Origin of the sequence: Mucilaginibacter sp. MD40, assembly GCF_002288635.1 — a bacterium.
In the GTDB taxonomy this organism is placed as follows: domain Bacteria; phylum Bacteroidota; class Bacteroidia; order Sphingobacteriales; family Sphingobacteriaceae; genus Mucilaginibacter.
In genome coordinates this window covers 250,374-265,728 of record NZ_NRSW01000001.1, presented here as the reverse complement: position 1 = coordinate 265,728, position 15,355 = coordinate 250,374, and the positions used below count along the sequence as shown (strand labels likewise).

The following is a 15,355-nucleotide window of genomic DNA, read 5'->3' as shown; positions in this document are numbered from 1 at the left end:
CTACCATGAAACCATACCGCCATATTTTCTTCGACCTTGACCATACCATTTGGGATTTTGATAAAAACGCGGAGGAAACGCTGCATGAGCTGTACGGTAGCTACAATTTAAAAGAAATAGGGGTGCAGTCGCCGGTGGCTTTAATTGAAACGTATACCCGCCATAACCATCGTTTGTGGGCGCAATACCATTTGGGGGAGATCACCAAAGATGAGCTGCGTGAGGCCCGCTTTAAAAGTACTTTTACCGAATTGGGCTTATCGCCAGATAGCATCCCTGCCGATTTTGAGGATGCTTATGTAAAGCTTTGCCCCACCAAAACTAACCTGTTCCCGCACGCGCATGAAACCCTGGCCTACTTGCAGGATAAGTATACCCTGCACTTGATATCAAACGGGTTTAAGGACGCGTCGCGGTTAAAAATAAACGGCTGCGGCCTGGAACGGTATTTTCAGCACATCATCATTTCCGAAGATGTAGGCGTTAACAAGCCCGACCCCGGCATATTTCATCATGCTATGGCGTTGGCAGGCGCTATAATACAAGAAAGTGTAATGATTGGCGATAGCATAGAGGCTGATATACGCGGCGCCATCGGCGTGGGTATGGATGCCATTTACTTTAACCCAATGCGCTCAGAAAAACCGGCGGATGTGCCTGTACAAATTCATCATTTAAAAGAGTTAACTTTAATATTATGAATATTGCCAGCGAGCGCCGCGCTATTGACGAAGCCCTTAATCGTTACCGCCGCCTTATAGATGATATCAGCGATGAGCGTTTTATTCAAACACCATTAAACGGTGGCTGGAGCTATGCCGAAGTGTATGATCATGTCCTCAAGGCTACTTTAAAAGCCAGCATAGCGTTGGAACGTTGTACAAATAATGTTTGCCCACCAACCAAAGACGGCCCCACACTCGCAGGATATTATATATTACTCACAGGCAGTTTCCCGCCGTTTAAAGTAAAGGCATCGCCCGAGATGGAGGCCGATGTAAAACGCATTGATAAAGAAGAAGCCAAAAACCTGATTGTGAAAGTGCGTAAGCGGATAGATGGCATTGTTGGCACCATTAAAAATGCTAAACCGCAATGGCGTTACAAGCATCCCCGTATGGGTATGTTAAACGCGGGGCAATGGCTCAAATTTATCCGTATACACCTGCAACACCATTTAAAGCAACTGGAGCGTATACGCGAAAGCTTTAACAGAAATTAACATTCCCTTTCATGCGCTTTTCATCTGCAGTGGCTATTTTTAACCGCTGTTAGGACTGTTTAACCGCTTGCAAAATTATTTATTCGCTGGGATGTAACCTTTTACATTTAACGCAGTCTTAACGTTGTAATAATTTGATTGCCCGACATTTGTAAAAATAAGGAAAGATGAATCTTGAATTTACTTACTTGTTTGTAATAGGATTACTGGTATTGCTCGGTGCATTCTATCTAAGCCCTTACGAACTAAAGGTGAACGAAGACGACGAGGAAGAGAAATCTTTCTGAGCCGTTAGCACCGCCAGCCGGTATTTTAAAAAACGATTTGACGGGGCCATGCCGGTCCGCCTGTTTTTGAATGGCAAAGCGCGAAGTTGATATTGTAATTATATCTGATATACACCTGGGCACCTACGGCTGCCACGCAAAAGAACTCCTCAAGTATCTTAAAAGTATAAAGCCCAAAATGCTTATCCTCAATGGGGATATTATTGACATTTGGCAGTTCAGCAAATCATACTGGCCCGAGGCGCATATGAAGGTGGTACGCCGCATACTTAAATTTGTTACCGATGGTGTGCCGGTTTACTATCTTACCGGTAACCATGATGAAATGCTGCGTAAGTTCACTGATTTTAACCTGGGTACTTTTCAACTGCTGGATAAAATAGTGTTAAATATTGATGGCCGTAAAGCCTGGATATTCCACGGCGATGTGTTTGACGTTACCATGCAGCACTCCAAATGGTTGGCCAAACTTGGCGCGGTTGGTTATGATACGCTTATCCTTATTAACAGCTTTACCAACTGGCTGCTTACCGTGATGGGCAAACCTAAAATGAGTTTCTCGCAAAAGGTTAAGGCGAAATTTAAGGATGCGGTAAAGTTTATTAACCAGTTTGAGCAAACCGCTGCCGACCTCGCGGTTGAAAAGCAATACAGCTACGTGATCTGCGGACATATACACCATGCCGAGATCCGGGAGATACAGTCTACCGAAAAAACAGGTTCTGTTACTTACCTTAACAGTGGCGATTGGGTGGAAAGCCTTACCGCGCTGGAATATCACAACAACGACTGGAAGATATTTAAATATAACCCCGACGATTTTAAGCAGGAAACAGAAGACGACGATCATACCGACGCCGAGGACCTCGATGCCAAACTGGATGTACGCAACCTGTTGGAGCGTTTCAGGCAGGAGGTTTAACCCTGTAGTTTATCTTTAAAACAAAAGCGATTAATCCTATCTTTAGGTTAATATGCTGCCTTTACTTACTTCAAATCAGATCCGCGAGGCGGATGCTTATACCATTGCCCACGAGCCGGTAACTTCTATCGACCTGATGGAGCGCGCCTCAAAAGCTTTTGTAGGCTGGTTCATCAATCATTTTCAGGATAAGCAGCAAAGTATAGCGGTGTACTGCGGTACAGGTAATAATGGAGGCGACGGACTGGCTATTGCCCGTTTGCTTGTCGACCATGGTTATACTCAGCTTTCAGTGATCATCACCCGGTTTTCAGATAAGGCCAGCAGCGATTTTAATACTAATCTCAATCTTATTAAGGCAACCAACATACCGGTAACAGAACTCACCCATGTGGCAGATGATTATTCGGAATCGGCTTCGCTCATTATTGATGCTATGCTGGGCAGCGGGCTTAATAAACCACTAACCGGCCATTATCAAACACTTGTTAAATGCCTCAACTGCCTTAACAAAACCACGGTTGCTGTTGATGTACCTACAGGTTTTTATACGGATGGCGAAATTGCAACGGGTGCATTAGTGCTCCGCGTCGATCTGGTGATCACCTTTCAGCAGCCTAAAATAAATTTCCTGTTGCCTGAGTCGGGTCCGCATATTAACTGCTTTGAAGTGGTGGATATAGGACTGAGCCAGGAATTTATTAACGAGGTAAATACACCCTATTATTATGTACAGGAGCGCGATATACGGGCTATAGCCAAACCCCGTAAGCATTTTAGTAACAAAGGCACTTATGGCCATGCGCTGGTAATAGCCGGTAAGGACGAAACCATGGGCGCGGTATTGTTGGCTTCATCGGCCTGTGCGCATGTGGGAGCAGGCCTTACCACTGCTTGTGTTCCGCAGAGTGGTTTGGTAGCTCTTAACTCTGCTATGCCTGAGGTAATGGCTTTGCTACGTAAACAAGGTGAACTGCCCGATATAGAATGGGATAAATACAGCGTAATAGCCGTTGGCCCGGGTTTAGGTACCGAAGATGGTACGCTTCAATTATTAAAAGCCGTATTCGAAAATTACACAAAACCTGTAGTGATAGATGCCGATGCGTTAAATGTATTGAGCAAGCATCAGGAATTGTTAAACAAGATACCTGCCGGAAGTATATTAACCCCTCACATGAAAGAGTTTGACCGTTTGTTTGGCCTGCACCATAACTGGTGGCAGCGTATCCAGACAGCCAAGAAGAAAGCTCAGGAAATGGGATTAAATATTATTCTTAAAAACGATTATACCATAACCGCCACCCCAGAAGGGAGATTATATTTTAATGCTACAGGAAACCCTGCTATGGCTACCGGGGGGATGGGCGATGTGTTAACCGGTGTAATTACCGGCTTGCTGGCTCAAAAATATACACCGGAAGATGCCTGCTTGCTGGGTGTATACCTGCACGGCAGGGCGGGAGATGAGCTGGCTTTGCCAAACCGTATGCATGTGGTATTGCCGCAGTACGTAATACAACAATTGCCGGCAACCATGGCAAAGTTAACGGCATAAAAAAAGCGAATGCAAGTATCAACATTCGCCTTTTTAAACTATTAACTGATCTTATAAAGAACTAAATACTTCTAATTAAGTAACTATATGACGTTTTTTTAAGTCATACGTTACAATAACAACGTGAAATATTGGTTTGTTTGTATAATATCAGCCTTGTTTAACAGATTTTAACATTTATATGTCATAGTGGGATGGTCGCAGGGTAACATATAATAGACTACGCGAGCTTATATCACCACATCAGAACTGCCCTATTACTACCATATGATCAAGCGATGGATTAATACTACCACCTGTTGGTTCAAGCGTTACGGCAAAGCCATCGGCCAGGGCAACATTTTTCATTTCCTTTACACCGGCGGTGTCTGTACCAGTCGGGTTATCAAAAACCCCCATATCCATTGGTTTGCCTTTTACCAATGCCCATAGTTGATATTGGTGCTGCTTGTCATGCTGCGGCAGTTTGATGCTTTGTACATCTACCATTACCTTTTTGTTAACGGGGCTCCAGGCCAGTACCATAGCCGCACCGGGTGACTTTGGCATACCTTTTAGTTTTAGAACCTTAAAGCTGGTGTCGCGATACATATCCAGTTGGCTGTCCATCAGGTTAACCTGGTTGGCAAAGCGGGTTTTATCAGCCTGAAGGGCTGCTATCTGAGTGTTTGAGTCCTGTAGCTTACTATAAAGGTTAACCAACCCGTATATACTGATGAGGAGTAAGGTTAAACAGGCGGCAAAAGCATACTTATAAAACTGGTTGCGCTGCGGTAGGGTTATGATCTTATCGTCCTCAAACTCTTCCTCATCTGTATGCTTGCGCTGTTTAATGAAATTTCTATCGTCGCCGAGGTTAACCAGCAGGCTGTTCATTATTTTCTGGCGCAGTTGCTCAGCAGGCTCAATGGCATGTTCACCGGCATAGCGTTCCATTAATTGCGCTATGTCATCAAGTTCGGCTTTTATATCAGGATATTGAGCGGCCATTTGCTCCACCTGCAGCTTATCTTCCGGGCTGATATCGCCCAAAACATAAAGCTCCAGTATGCCCGATTCAATATATGCCTTAACGTCTTCCACTATTCATTAAAATATTTTCTGAGTTGCTGAATAGCCATTCTTAACCTCGTTTTGATGGTGCCAAGCGGTATACCCAGCTCTTCGGCAGCTTCAACGTGTGTGTAACCTTTAAAATATACCAGGTCGAGAATGGATTTTTGTTCAGGCTTAAGGTTTGCAACCATATCCCTGATACCCAACAATTCCGGGTTGTAAACGGTATTCCTTTGTTCGTCTATGAAAGTTACGTTATTTTCGAGTTCCTGGTTTTTTCCCTGATTCCTAAAATCCTTGGACCGTACCTTATCAATAGATAAATTCCGGGCGATATTGACCATCCAGGTAAATAAACGCCCTTTTTCGGCACTGTAAGAATTAAAAGAATTCCAGATTTTTATAAATGTTTCCTGTAAAACATCCTCGGCCAGTTCCTCATGAATAACAATACGGACGATAACACCATATAATGACGCGGAATACATATCATACAAAGCTTCAGCGGCGATCTTCTCGCGGCGCTGCATGGCCTGTATAAGCTCCTCTTCTGGTAGTGATATTTTTCTTTTCGGACTCAAAGTATTGAAAGATAGCAAGGAAACATCACATATCAAACAAATGTTTTTCCGCGTGGTAAGAGGAGCGCACAAGCGGCCCGCTTTCTACATACTTAAATCCTTTTTTTAAGCCCCATTCCTTGTATGCGGCAAACTGGTCGGGGTGTATCCAGTCAACTACTGGGTGGTGGTTACGGGTAGGTTGCAGGTACTGCCCCAAAGTTAAAATGTGTACACCGGCAGCTAACAGATCGTCCATTGCTTCCAGTACGTCTTCTTCCTTCTCGCCCAATCCCAGCATAATGCCCGATTTGGTGCGCAGGCCGGCCGCTGATATCCGGCTAAGGGCTTCCAGGCTGCGATCGTATTTTGCCTGTATACGTACCTCGCGGGTAAGGCGGCGTACGGTTTCCAGGTTGTGCGATACTACCTCAGGGCGTACGGCAATTACACGGTCCAGGTTATCCCATATGCCCCTAAAGTCGGGCAGGAGTGTTTCCAGTGTGGTTTGCGGGCTTTCGCGGCGTATAGCGTTAATGGTTTCGGCCCAAATGATAGAACCGCCATCCTTTAGGTCGTCGCGGTCAACCGAGGTAATTACGCAGTGTTTTACCTGCATTAATTTTACCGAATTGGCCACGCGGTTAGGCTCGTCCATATCTACAGCCAAAGGCCTGCCGGTAGCCACCGCGCAAAATGAGCAGGAGCGTGTACAAATGTTGCCCAGTATCATAAATGTTGCGGTACCGGCGCCCCAGCACTCGCCCATATTGGGGCAATTGCCGCTTTCGCAAATGGTATGCAGTTTATGCGTATCTACCAAGCCGCGCACATGCGCGTACTCTTTCCCTACAGGCAGCTTCACCCTTAACCAATCAGGTTTACGTTTTGGCGGGTTTGCTGGTACTACTGGCAAATCAATCATGTTACAAAAATAGTTAAAAACAAGGTAGATGCACCCCGGCTGTAAATGAATATTACGCAGAAACGATAATGTGAGTTTCTGTCATTCTGAGCGGTAGCGAAGAATCTAATATATGCGATAGATCAGATGCTTCGTTCCTCAGCATGACAAGTTATTTAGTTTTGTCATTCTGAGCGTTAGCGAAGAATCTAATTTATGCGATGCAAGGTGTAGGGTAGATGCTTCATGATAAACGGAATGGCTCTTACTAAAAAACTCCGCAGGTGTAGCCTGCGGAGTTTTCAATATCTTGGTTCCTGAATCTAATAGTCTTGATTCTCTTTCATTAAGCCATCACACTTACGGCCTCATTTACAGATATGGAACTATGTGATTGGTCCAATACACACTCGCCATCCTTGATCAATAACATCTGCGGCGACTCGTGGTAAACAGAAAAATCCTGTGCTATCTGGTTGGAAATATCACGGTGTTTGATGAGATCGAGGAAATAAAGAGGCATATCAGCCGGCAAGCTATCCCAATCCATCTCAAAACGCCGCTTGGCCATCATGCTGATAGAGCAGCGGGTGCTGTGTTTAAAAATAAGGCTGTAACCTTTTTTGTTCTTGATATTCTCCAGCTGATCAGCGGTTTCCAACTTTGTCCATTCCATGCTGCAAAAATAAGCTTATAAAGTTTCTTATAAGTAAAAACAGTGTAAAACTACTTTGGTTTTTGCAGAAAAACCGATTAACGGTGATTAGGGTATGAACCGTAAGCCGGGCAAAGTTTGTTTGAACATGATGCCACGCTGCCCAGGGCAAGTGCTACAATAGCGATGTAAAAGATCTTTTTCATGTATGCTTATAACTTAGTATTTGTACGTTATCGGGCTTGTAAGGTTTCGTTTAGTTTAGCCATTTTAATAGCCGTTACCGCAGCCTCGTCGCCTTTATTACCATGTTTGCCACCGCTACGGTCAATTGCCTGTTGTTGGTTATCGGTAGTTAATACTCCAAAGATAACAGGTTTTGAATATTTTATGGCAACATTGGTTACGCCGTTGGCTACAGCATCGCAAATGAAATCGAAATGGCGGGTTTCGCCCTGTATAACGCAACCAAGGGTAATAACGGCATCCAGTTTTTTATTTTTTAACAGTAGCTCTGCGCCGGTGGTAAGCTCAAAGCTGCCGGGTACTGGGTAAGAATGGATGTTATCGGGCTTGGCGCCATACTTGATCAGGCTGTTGTAAGCGCCCTCGTACAGCGCGTTGGTAATTTCGGCGTTCCATTCGGCTACCACAATGCCAAAGCTAAAGTTTTCGGCTGATGGTATTTCGCCGCCGCTTGAAAAATCTGAAAGGTTTTTTAACTGTGTGGCCATTTGATCTTAAATAATAAGCAGGCATGGTTGCCCGTGATGTTTTACGTGGTAAATATAAGTTTTAAACAAATAATGCCTGCTTTGGGCAGGCATTATGTTATCATTTACAGGAAACCGTAATTATGAACGGGCTTCGGCACGTGCTATGTAAGCATCAATGCTTTGCGCCTCAGGGCTTTCCGGGTAGTCTGTTTTAATTTTTTTGTAGGTTTCTGCCGCGGTTTTATTGTCCTTTTTAGCCTCATAAACCAAACCCAGTTTTTTCAGATAAAAAGGAGTAAGGAATTTATTTGAAGCTTTATCGGCAGCTTTCTTAAAGTAAGTTTCGGCTTTGTCGTAATCCTTAAGCTCAACATAAGCATCACCTGTAGCGCCAAGTGCTTCAGCGGCCACCATGTTATCGTCGCTGCGGAAATTGGTAAGGTTTTCAATAGCCTGGCGGTATTCGCCTTTGTTTAAATAAGCGGTACCCAGGTAAAAATAAGCGAGGTTAGCGGTTTTAGTGTTGCTGTATTCGCTGATGATCTTTTTAAAGCCAGGGTAGCCGGCATCGCCGTTAATGGCTTTGTCCCACTCTTTGTTTGCCCAAAAATCCTGCGCTACGTGCATTTGGTTAGCAGCGGTACTCTCTCTTGGGCCGAGGTATAATTTAAGGTAGGCTATATAAATAACAATCATTACAACAATGGCTGCTGCAATAAATAACAAGCTTTTTTGGTTTTCCTGAACAAAACTGCCGCTTTTTACAACACTGCTTTTCTGTGCTTCAGTTTTTGTTTTCACCTCGGTTGCTGACATCTGTATTTTAAAATTAAGTCTGCAAAAATACGGTTTTCAATGCTTTTACCAAATTAAAGTTTGGGTTTGTTTTTTAGCAAGTTATGAGCGTTGGGCAACGCCATTTTTGCCTATTTAAATTTGGCCTGGATATGTGTACTTGCCCTTCGCCTTAATTACTATCACTTAATTGAACCGCCATTCGCTTTCCGGGTGTTGCCATAGTTTAATGCTTGCCTATAACATGTTAATAATCAAATCAATGTTAACAAATAAATCACCCGGAGATAACGTTTATAAAATAGTTTATCGCTTATTTTTATAGACCTGTAACGGGTCAATATTAAAAATTAACTAAACCCAATTTTTATGACCTGGAGAAAATTTAGCGGCGAGGTGATCCAGACACCCATTCTGGAAGAGGTAGAGGCAGCTATTGAACGGGAAATCAACCTGGGCAACAAGCTTAAAGTATGCATTGGTACCGATTCGCAGGTAAAAGGCACGGTTACGGATTTTGCTACCGTCATCGTATTCATCCGTGAGCAGCGGGGCGCTTTCATGTTTATCCACCAGGAGCGTACATCGCAAAAAATGAGCATCAAAGAGCGCATGCTGCACGAGGTACAAAAATCTATTGACATTGCATACAAACTTTGCGACCTGCTTGACCTGTACGATGTTGATCTGGAAGTACATGCTGACATTAATACCAACCCTATGTTTAAAAGTAACCAGGCCCTGCACGAGGCTATGGGTTACATCCTGAGCATGGGCTTTGTGTTTAAAGCCAAGCCCGAAGCTTTTGCCAGTTCGTGCTGCGCTAACAAGATAGTGCAGTAGTGGGTAGAGATTAAAGATTTGTTAATTACGGATTAGTTAGCATCGTTTTAAATTTGCCTTGCTTTTTCTAACTTGCCGTTAATTAGGCAGGCAGAGGCTTGGTTGCTATTACTGAAACCTGATCTCTGATCTCCAATGACTAATCTCTAACCATTTATCTCTACCCACCATGTCCCCTTTAATAGAAATAACCGACCCTAAAATATTTGATCCCGCAGTTGTACTGATCGACGTACGTGCAGGGGCAAACGCCCATGAGCGCTATTTACAGGGCCATTTACCAAAGGCTATTTTTGCTTCGCTGGATGATGACCTGGCCGCGCATCCTGAAGAACCGGCATTTGGCGGTCGTCACCCTTTACCGGCCCTTACTGATTTTGCCGCAACCCTGCAACGCTGGGGAATTACTCCCGAAAGCCATGTGATTGTGTATGACGATAAGAACGCCGCCATGGGCGGAGCGAGGCTGTGGTGGATGTTACGTTCGATAGGACATGATAACGTACAAGTGCTTAACGGCGGACTCAAAGCGGCTACTGACAAGGGAGTGGAACTCAATACCGAAGCCTACAAGCCAACCCCCGCGGCTGCACCTTACCCGGTGGCTGATGAATATAAAAACACTGTGGACATTGACGAAGTTAAACAGGCTGCCCGCGCGGATAACCACGTGGTAATTGATGTGCGGGAAGGGGCACGTTACTTAGGCCATACTGAACCTTTAGACCTGGTGGCAGGGCACATACCCGGTGCGGTAAACCTGTTTTACAGTAACAGCCTTTCGCCGGAAGGGAAATATTTAACAGCCCAGGCACTTAAAACTTTATATGAAGGCGCTTTTAAAGGAGTAGAACCCGAAAATGTAATTGTGCACTGCGGCTCGGGCGTTACGGCTACGCATACTTTGCTGGGTATGGAGTACGCGGGCATACATGGCCCAAAACTATATGTAGGATCATGGAGCGAGTGGAGCCGCCGCGACCTGCCTGTTGCTACCGAAGCGAACGGATTGTAATTTCAGGTTGATTGTTCTATCGCTTTATTGTTAATGTTTGATTGATTAATGGTTAGATGGTTATATTGTTGTTCCTTGAATAATAAATCAATAATATTGAAAGCCAAACAATTAAGCAATACAACAATTCTTCAGATAACCTGTTAATGCAAACGTGAAAACATACGCACTTAAATTTACACAGCAGATACCCATCAGCATGGATGAGGCCTGGGACTTTTTCTCATCGCCGTTAAACCTGCAGAAGATAACACCGCCTGATATGCGGTTTGTAGTAACGTCTGATTACACTCAGGACACGAAGATGTATGCAGGTATGATCATTACGTACAAAATATCGCCTTTACTGGGAATCAAGATGAACTGGATGACAGAAATTACCCACGTTGCAGATAGGCAGTATTTTGTGGATGAGCAGCGTTTTGGCCCTTATGCCCTATGGCACCATCAGCATCATTTTAAGGAAATACCCGGCGGTATAGAAATGACAGACATTTTAAATTACGCTATCCCTTACAGCATATTCGGCACCATAGCCAACAAGGCATTTGTGGGCAAAAAGGTAAAGGATATTTTCAATTACCGCGTTAAGGCTGTAGAACAGTTATTCGGCAAAATGTAGCCTGCTGTTGCCTTTATTTACAATATTTAGCTGCCTCTGTAACCGCGGTTTTCGAGCCCAGGCTTATGGCCTGTTTAAAATCGGTACAAGCATTGCCCAAATCTTTGGCGTACACACGTGCCTGCCCGCGTAGTAAGTATACGGTCGCGTTTTTTGGTTCTATCTTAAGGGCATAATTAAAATCGAGATTGCTGCGTTGCATATCACCAGCCAGGCTGCGTGCCAGTCCGCGCCACGCGTAAGCGTCAATGTTTTCCATGTTGATGAATATTACGCTATTAAAATCATCAATTGCGCCCTGGTAATCTTTAGTAGCCAGGCGTATCTGTCCGCGTGTAAAGTAAGCGTCTTCCAGTCCTTCATTCAGTTTAATGCCTTTAGCTACATCTGCCAGGGCGCCCGTATTGTCCTTTAGTTCAAATTTGGCATTCCCACGGTTAACATAAGCCATTGCCGAAGCGGTATCCAACTTAAGCGCGTAGTTATAATCTGTTATCGCACCCTGCAGATCGCCGGTGTTTTGTTTGGCTATACCCCGCTCCACATACAAATTGGCGTTTTTAGCATTCTTGGTGATCAAAGTGTTCAATACAGGTAAGCTCTCGCTGTAGAACCGTGCATTAACCATTGACCTGGTAAACCTCGACCGCAGGTTATCATCATCCTTATCAATCGTGGCTATTCGTTTATAGTCGGCCAGCGCGCCAAATCGGTCACTCACTTTATTGCGCACTTCGGCACGTTTCAGGTAAGTTTCAGGATCGGCTGCGTTCAAGCTGAGGGCCTTGTTGTAGTAGCCAATGGCCTCGTCGTAATGATGCCTGCCCGCGGCAATGTTGCCCAGCATTACATAAGCATAATCATAAGAAGGATTTATTTTGATACCCTGACTCAGGTCGGTTAAAGCGGCTGTAGTATCTTTTAATTCCAGGCTGGCACGGGCACGGCTGATGTAGGCATAACTATTTTTGGCATCCAGTTCAATAGCCTGGCCGGCATCATCCCTTGCTTCTCCGAAGTTGCGCATACCCAGTTTAAGGTCGGCGCGGTTCTGGTAAGCTTCTGATGTTGGTTTTAGTTCTATGGATCTGTTAAAATCAGCCAGGGCGCCCTCGTTGTCGTTCAGGTTATATCTTACCAAGCCATCATATAAATACAGGTCGGCGTTGTTTGGGTCGGCTTTTAAAGCTTCGCCGAAATATTGTAAAGCGCCTTTTTTATCGTTGTTATTACTTAGTGCGTTGGCCAGGTATTTATAAATATTGGGCAGTTTCGGGTTCAGGCTGATGGCTTTTTTATAGTCGGCTATGGCTGCGCTGTAGTTTTTAAGGTTGCCGTAGGCATTGCCTCTGTAAAATACAGCTTCGGCGTTTTTAGGGTTGAGCGCTAAGGCGGCGGTGTAGTCGGCAATAGCACCTTTGTAATCACCTATGTTGCCTTTTGAGTTGGCGCGGTAATAGATCAGGTCGGAGTTCTTAGGGTCGAGCGCAACGGCCTTATCATAATCGGCAATGGCACCTTCATTATCTTTTAAGTTGGCCTTAGCCACGCCGCGGTATTCATACAGCGACGGGTCTTTAGGGTCAAGCGCTATGGCTTTGGTAAAATCGTCAACCGCGCCCTGGTGGTTGCCCATGCTGGCTTTGGCGTTAGCACGGTAGTGGTACATATCCGCCCGTGGGTTAAGCGCAATAGCTTTATCAAAATCGGCTATGGCTTCGGCGTACCGGCCACGCTCGTTATTGATGTTGGCACGGTAAAAATAAGCGAAGGTATTGTTGGGGTCGTATTGTATGGCTTTGGTATAATCGGCCACAGCATTATCCGCCTCTTTAAGGTTATTATAAGCGTTTCCCCTGTAAAAATATGCTTTTGCGTTGTTGGGTTCCAGCTGTATGGCCTTGCCGAAATCGGTAATGGCCTGGCGGTAGTTTTTAATATTGGCTTCAGTATTACCTACGCCGATATAGGTTTCTGCCGTTTGCGCAAGGCAGCAAAAGGGTAAAAGTATAAAGGCAAAAATAAATCTCAGTATCATAAATATTATCTAAAAGGCTTAACCAATACCGATACCGACGCGGTGGTACCATTGCCCGTATTACGCCCGTTTATAAAATGGCCCCCGGTTAAAAAAACCGATAAATACCTGTTGGCAGTGTAGCCGTAGGTAAACGAAGCCTGGTTAAAAGCAAAATTTTTGTTGATGGCCTGTATAGGCGAAAAGCGGGTAAAACTACTTGATGAGTAAAAACCGCCTAACGAAACCGATACCTGGTGATGGAAACGCCTGTCAAGCGTGAGGCCAAAGGTGCCGGTGTAACGGTCCTGCGTTGGCCCGTCGGGGCCAAAGTATTGGCGGACACCATTTTCAAGCGTAAAATAATAGTTTTTACCCAACACTTTGCCGCTGCCGGCAAAGGCCAGCTTTATTTCGGCGCCCTGCTCGCGGTAGCCCAATCTAAGGTCCTGGTATAATGGGGTGATGTAGGTACCCTGTATGGTGAAGTAATAAATATAATTAATGTTGGCCAGGTAATAGCGTAAGCCCAATTCCAGATCAGTAAGGCCCGAACTTACAGTTTTGCTTTTAGTATCCTCATACGTGTTATGCACATATGGCAACAGCCCCACCAGGGTAAAGCGCCTGCTTAAGCCATACTCGGCATACAGCGAAAAGCCTAAGGATTCAAATTGCCCTTCATTGGCGAAAGGGGTTTTTCTGCGGAGCGAGTCCCAGCCGCTGTTCGCATAAAAGTAACTGAACGATGGCGAGAGGATAAGCCTTTTAGGGCGTACCGGGAAGCCCCCAGCCCGCGCGTTGCCATATGCCAGGGCTATAAAGCCAGCCGCGATGATAAAGATTTTATAGTTAGTTTTAAGTTTGTTCATAGGCTTTATTAAAATAAGGCAAAGTGATCGCGCATCCAGCGGCCTTCCAGGTCTTTATATGCTTGTGATATCTCGTGCCCCAGGTCCTTAAATACCATTATGCGTTTATTTCCCGGTTTGGCGTTATACGCGGCGTACTCGTTGTAGGGCGGCGCGTAGGGGTCAAGCAAGCCTATCCCCATGATCATGGGACAGGTAATGGTTTCCGCGAAGTTTTTAGCGTCGTAATAATTAAGGTTGCTCAGCACTTTCTCAAAAGTAAGGCCGGGCTGTGTGCGTATGTATTTCTTAATATCGTTTATAGGCCAGGTAACTTCGCCATCGAGGTTATTTACATCACAAAGAATGGGGTTTTGCGCCGAACATAAATTTACCCGTTTATCCAGCCCGGCTGTGGCCATAGCCAGGAAGCCACCCATACTACCACCCGATACTAATATGTTATCGTGCTTGAGGTTGGGCTGCGCGTAAATAAAATCTATGGCGCGTATACAATCCATAATAACGCCGCGCATAACATATTTATCACGGTCTTCGATACGATAAAAAATAAATTCATCGCGGCGGGTATCAATAGGCCCGCGGCTGTTACCCTGCCCGCGCACGTTAAGGGTAATAATGGCCAGGTCCTCATCAAGGCCGGTAATGGGCGCCAGGTTTACCTGGTAACCGGGTAAGCCCAGCAGTACCGAGAACTTATGGTTGGCACTGCGGTTAATAGGCACGGTCATCCACCCTTTAATGAGGTAATTATCCAGCGAGCGCATCTCTATCAGGAATACCTTACGGTTATCGGTATTCATTTTAGGCATGGGCGTTATTTTAAACTGAGGTTTAACGGCGGCCAGTTCGGCCTTGGCTTTATTCCAGAACGCATCAAAATCGGCAGGCTTGGAATATTTAGACCGTATCTCATCGGGCCGTATGCCAAAAACCCTGCGGGTGGTATCATCATACTCGGTAACGTTCACCATAAAGTTTACCTTGTAAAAACCCGATGGGAGCGAGGGGAGGTCAAAATTATATTTCTGTGAACTTTGTTTACCCAGGTTTACCTTTTGCGATGCTGTTTTAATGCTCTTGCCGTGTTGCGTGATCTGGTAGGATACCGTACCTGTTTGAGGGGTATTGGTCGGGTTTTTTACCTCGAAGGTATAGCTGGCATGGTCGCCGAAAATAGCGTTCTTGCTGCCGGCGGTTAGCACGGTTGAAATGCCCTGCTCGTCATTATCCTGCGCAAGGGCGCCAAGACTAGTAAAGCTTAACAGCAGTATTGATAAAAAAAATATCTTGTTTGATCTGTTCACCATA

General features: G+C 45.0%; 16 protein-coding genes. 7 read left to right on the top strand and 9 right to left on the bottom strand.

All coding sequences use genetic code 11. The features are described 5' to 3' along the window. Window positions 1-5: 5 nt before the first annotated feature. The 4 genes from CKK33_RS01190 (at window position 6) to CKK33_RS01175 (ending at window position 3,989) form a co-directional block, all read left to right on the top strand. Window positions 6-701: a YjjG family noncanonical pyrimidine nucleotidase gene (locus CKK33_RS01190; protein ID WP_095702349.1), complete on the top strand. Its 696-nt coding sequence runs from the start codon at window positions 6-8 to the stop codon at window positions 699-701. Beyond that, a complete protein-coding gene (locus CKK33_RS01185) occupies window positions 698-1,222 on the top strand; it encodes a DinB family protein (protein ID WP_095702348.1) in 525 nt (174 codons plus the stop codon). The genes CKK33_RS01190 and CKK33_RS01185 overlap by 4 nt, the downstream gene beginning before the upstream one ends. 357 nt (window positions 1,223-1,579) lie before the next feature. Then, on the top strand, window positions 1,580-2,431 hold the full coding sequence (locus CKK33_RS01180; protein WP_095702347.1) for a UDP-2,3-diacylglucosamine diphosphatase: 852 nt from the start codon (window positions 1,580-1,582) through the stop codon (window positions 2,429-2,431). A gap of 52 nt (window positions 2,432-2,483) precedes the next feature. Next, complete coding sequence (locus tag CKK33_RS01175; RefSeq protein WP_095702346.1) at window positions 2,484-3,989, top strand: NAD(P)H-hydrate dehydratase; 1,506 nt, start codon at window positions 2,484-2,486, stop codon at window positions 3,987-3,989. Between the two features lie 243 nt (window positions 3,990-4,232). On the opposite strand, the gene CKK33_RS01170 is transcribed toward CKK33_RS01175, so the two are convergent. From CKK33_RS01170 to CKK33_RS01145, 6 genes are all read right to left on the bottom strand, one after another. Then, window positions 4,233-5,072, bottom strand: coding sequence for an anti-sigma factor domain-containing protein (locus tag CKK33_RS01170; RefSeq protein ID WP_095702345.1), 840 nt, complete (start codon window positions 5,070-5,072; stop codon window positions 4,233-4,235). Beyond that, window positions 5,072-5,626: an RNA polymerase sigma factor gene (locus CKK33_RS01165; protein WP_095702344.1), complete on the bottom strand. Its 555-nt coding sequence runs from the start codon at window positions 5,624-5,626 to the stop codon at window positions 5,072-5,074. Before CKK33_RS01165 ends, CKK33_RS01170 begins: the two co-directional genes overlap by 1 nt. A 25-nt stretch (window positions 5,627-5,651) precedes the next feature. Further along, window positions 5,652-6,530: a lipoyl synthase gene (lipA, locus tag CKK33_RS01160; RefSeq protein WP_095702343.1), complete on the bottom strand. Its 879-nt coding sequence runs from the start codon at window positions 6,528-6,530 to the stop codon at window positions 5,652-5,654. Between the two features lie 325 nt (window positions 6,531-6,855). Continuing rightward, complete coding sequence (gene ytxJ / locus CKK33_RS01155; RefSeq protein WP_095702342.1) at window positions 6,856-7,185, bottom strand: bacillithiol system redox-active protein YtxJ; 330 nt, start codon at window positions 7,183-7,185, stop codon at window positions 6,856-6,858. Window positions 7,186-7,397: 212 nt separating this feature from the next. Further along, on the bottom strand, window positions 7,398-7,898 hold the full coding sequence (gene ribH / locus CKK33_RS01150; RefSeq protein WP_095702341.1) for a 6,7-dimethyl-8-ribityllumazine synthase: 501 nt from the start codon (window positions 7,896-7,898) through the stop codon (window positions 7,398-7,400). Window positions 7,899-8,018: 120 nt separating this feature from the next. After that, a complete protein-coding gene (locus tag CKK33_RS01145; protein WP_095702340.1) occupies window positions 8,019-8,696 on the bottom strand; it encodes a tol-pal system YbgF family protein in 678 nt (225 codons plus the stop codon). Between the two features lie 348 nt (window positions 8,697-9,044). Between CKK33_RS01145 and CKK33_RS01140 the strand changes: the two genes are divergently transcribed. From CKK33_RS01140 to CKK33_RS01130, 3 genes are all read left to right on the top strand, one after another. Continuing rightward, window positions 9,045-9,518 carry a ribonuclease H-like YkuK family protein gene (locus tag CKK33_RS01140; RefSeq protein ID WP_095702339.1) on the top strand — a complete coding sequence of 158 codons (474 nt, stop codon included), beginning with the start codon at window positions 9,045-9,047 and terminating at the stop codon, window positions 9,516-9,518. A gap of 169 nt (window positions 9,519-9,687) precedes the next feature. After that, window positions 9,688-10,533, top strand: coding sequence for a sulfurtransferase (locus tag CKK33_RS01135; RefSeq protein ID WP_095702338.1), 846 nt, complete (start codon window positions 9,688-9,690; stop codon window positions 10,531-10,533). A gap of 154 nt (window positions 10,534-10,687) precedes the next feature. Continuing rightward, on the top strand, window positions 10,688-11,155 hold the full coding sequence (locus tag CKK33_RS01130) for an SRPBCC family protein (RefSeq protein WP_233138124.1): 468 nt from the start codon (window positions 10,688-10,690) through the stop codon (window positions 11,153-11,155). Between the two features lie 13 nt (window positions 11,156-11,168). Here the strand turns inward: CKK33_RS01130 and CKK33_RS01125 are convergent, their stop codons facing one another. From CKK33_RS01125 to CKK33_RS01115, 3 genes are read right to left on the bottom strand one after another with little or no spacing between them, the layout of a single operon-like run. Further along, window positions 11,169-13,193: a tetratricopeptide repeat protein gene (locus CKK33_RS01125; RefSeq protein ID WP_095702336.1), complete on the bottom strand. Its 2,025-nt coding sequence runs from the start codon at window positions 13,191-13,193 to the stop codon at window positions 11,169-11,171. Window positions 13,194-13,198: 5 nt separating this feature from the next. Further along, window positions 13,199-14,044, bottom strand: a complete 846-nt coding sequence (locus CKK33_RS01120; protein WP_095702335.1) for a hypothetical protein — start codon at window positions 14,042-14,044, stop codon at window positions 13,199-13,201. 8 nt (window positions 14,045-14,052) lie between these two features. Then, window positions 14,053-15,354, bottom strand: coding sequence for an acetylxylan esterase (locus CKK33_RS01115; protein WP_095702334.1), 1,302 nt, complete (start codon window positions 15,352-15,354; stop codon window positions 14,053-14,055). Between the last annotated feature and the right edge of the window lies 1 nt (window position 15,355).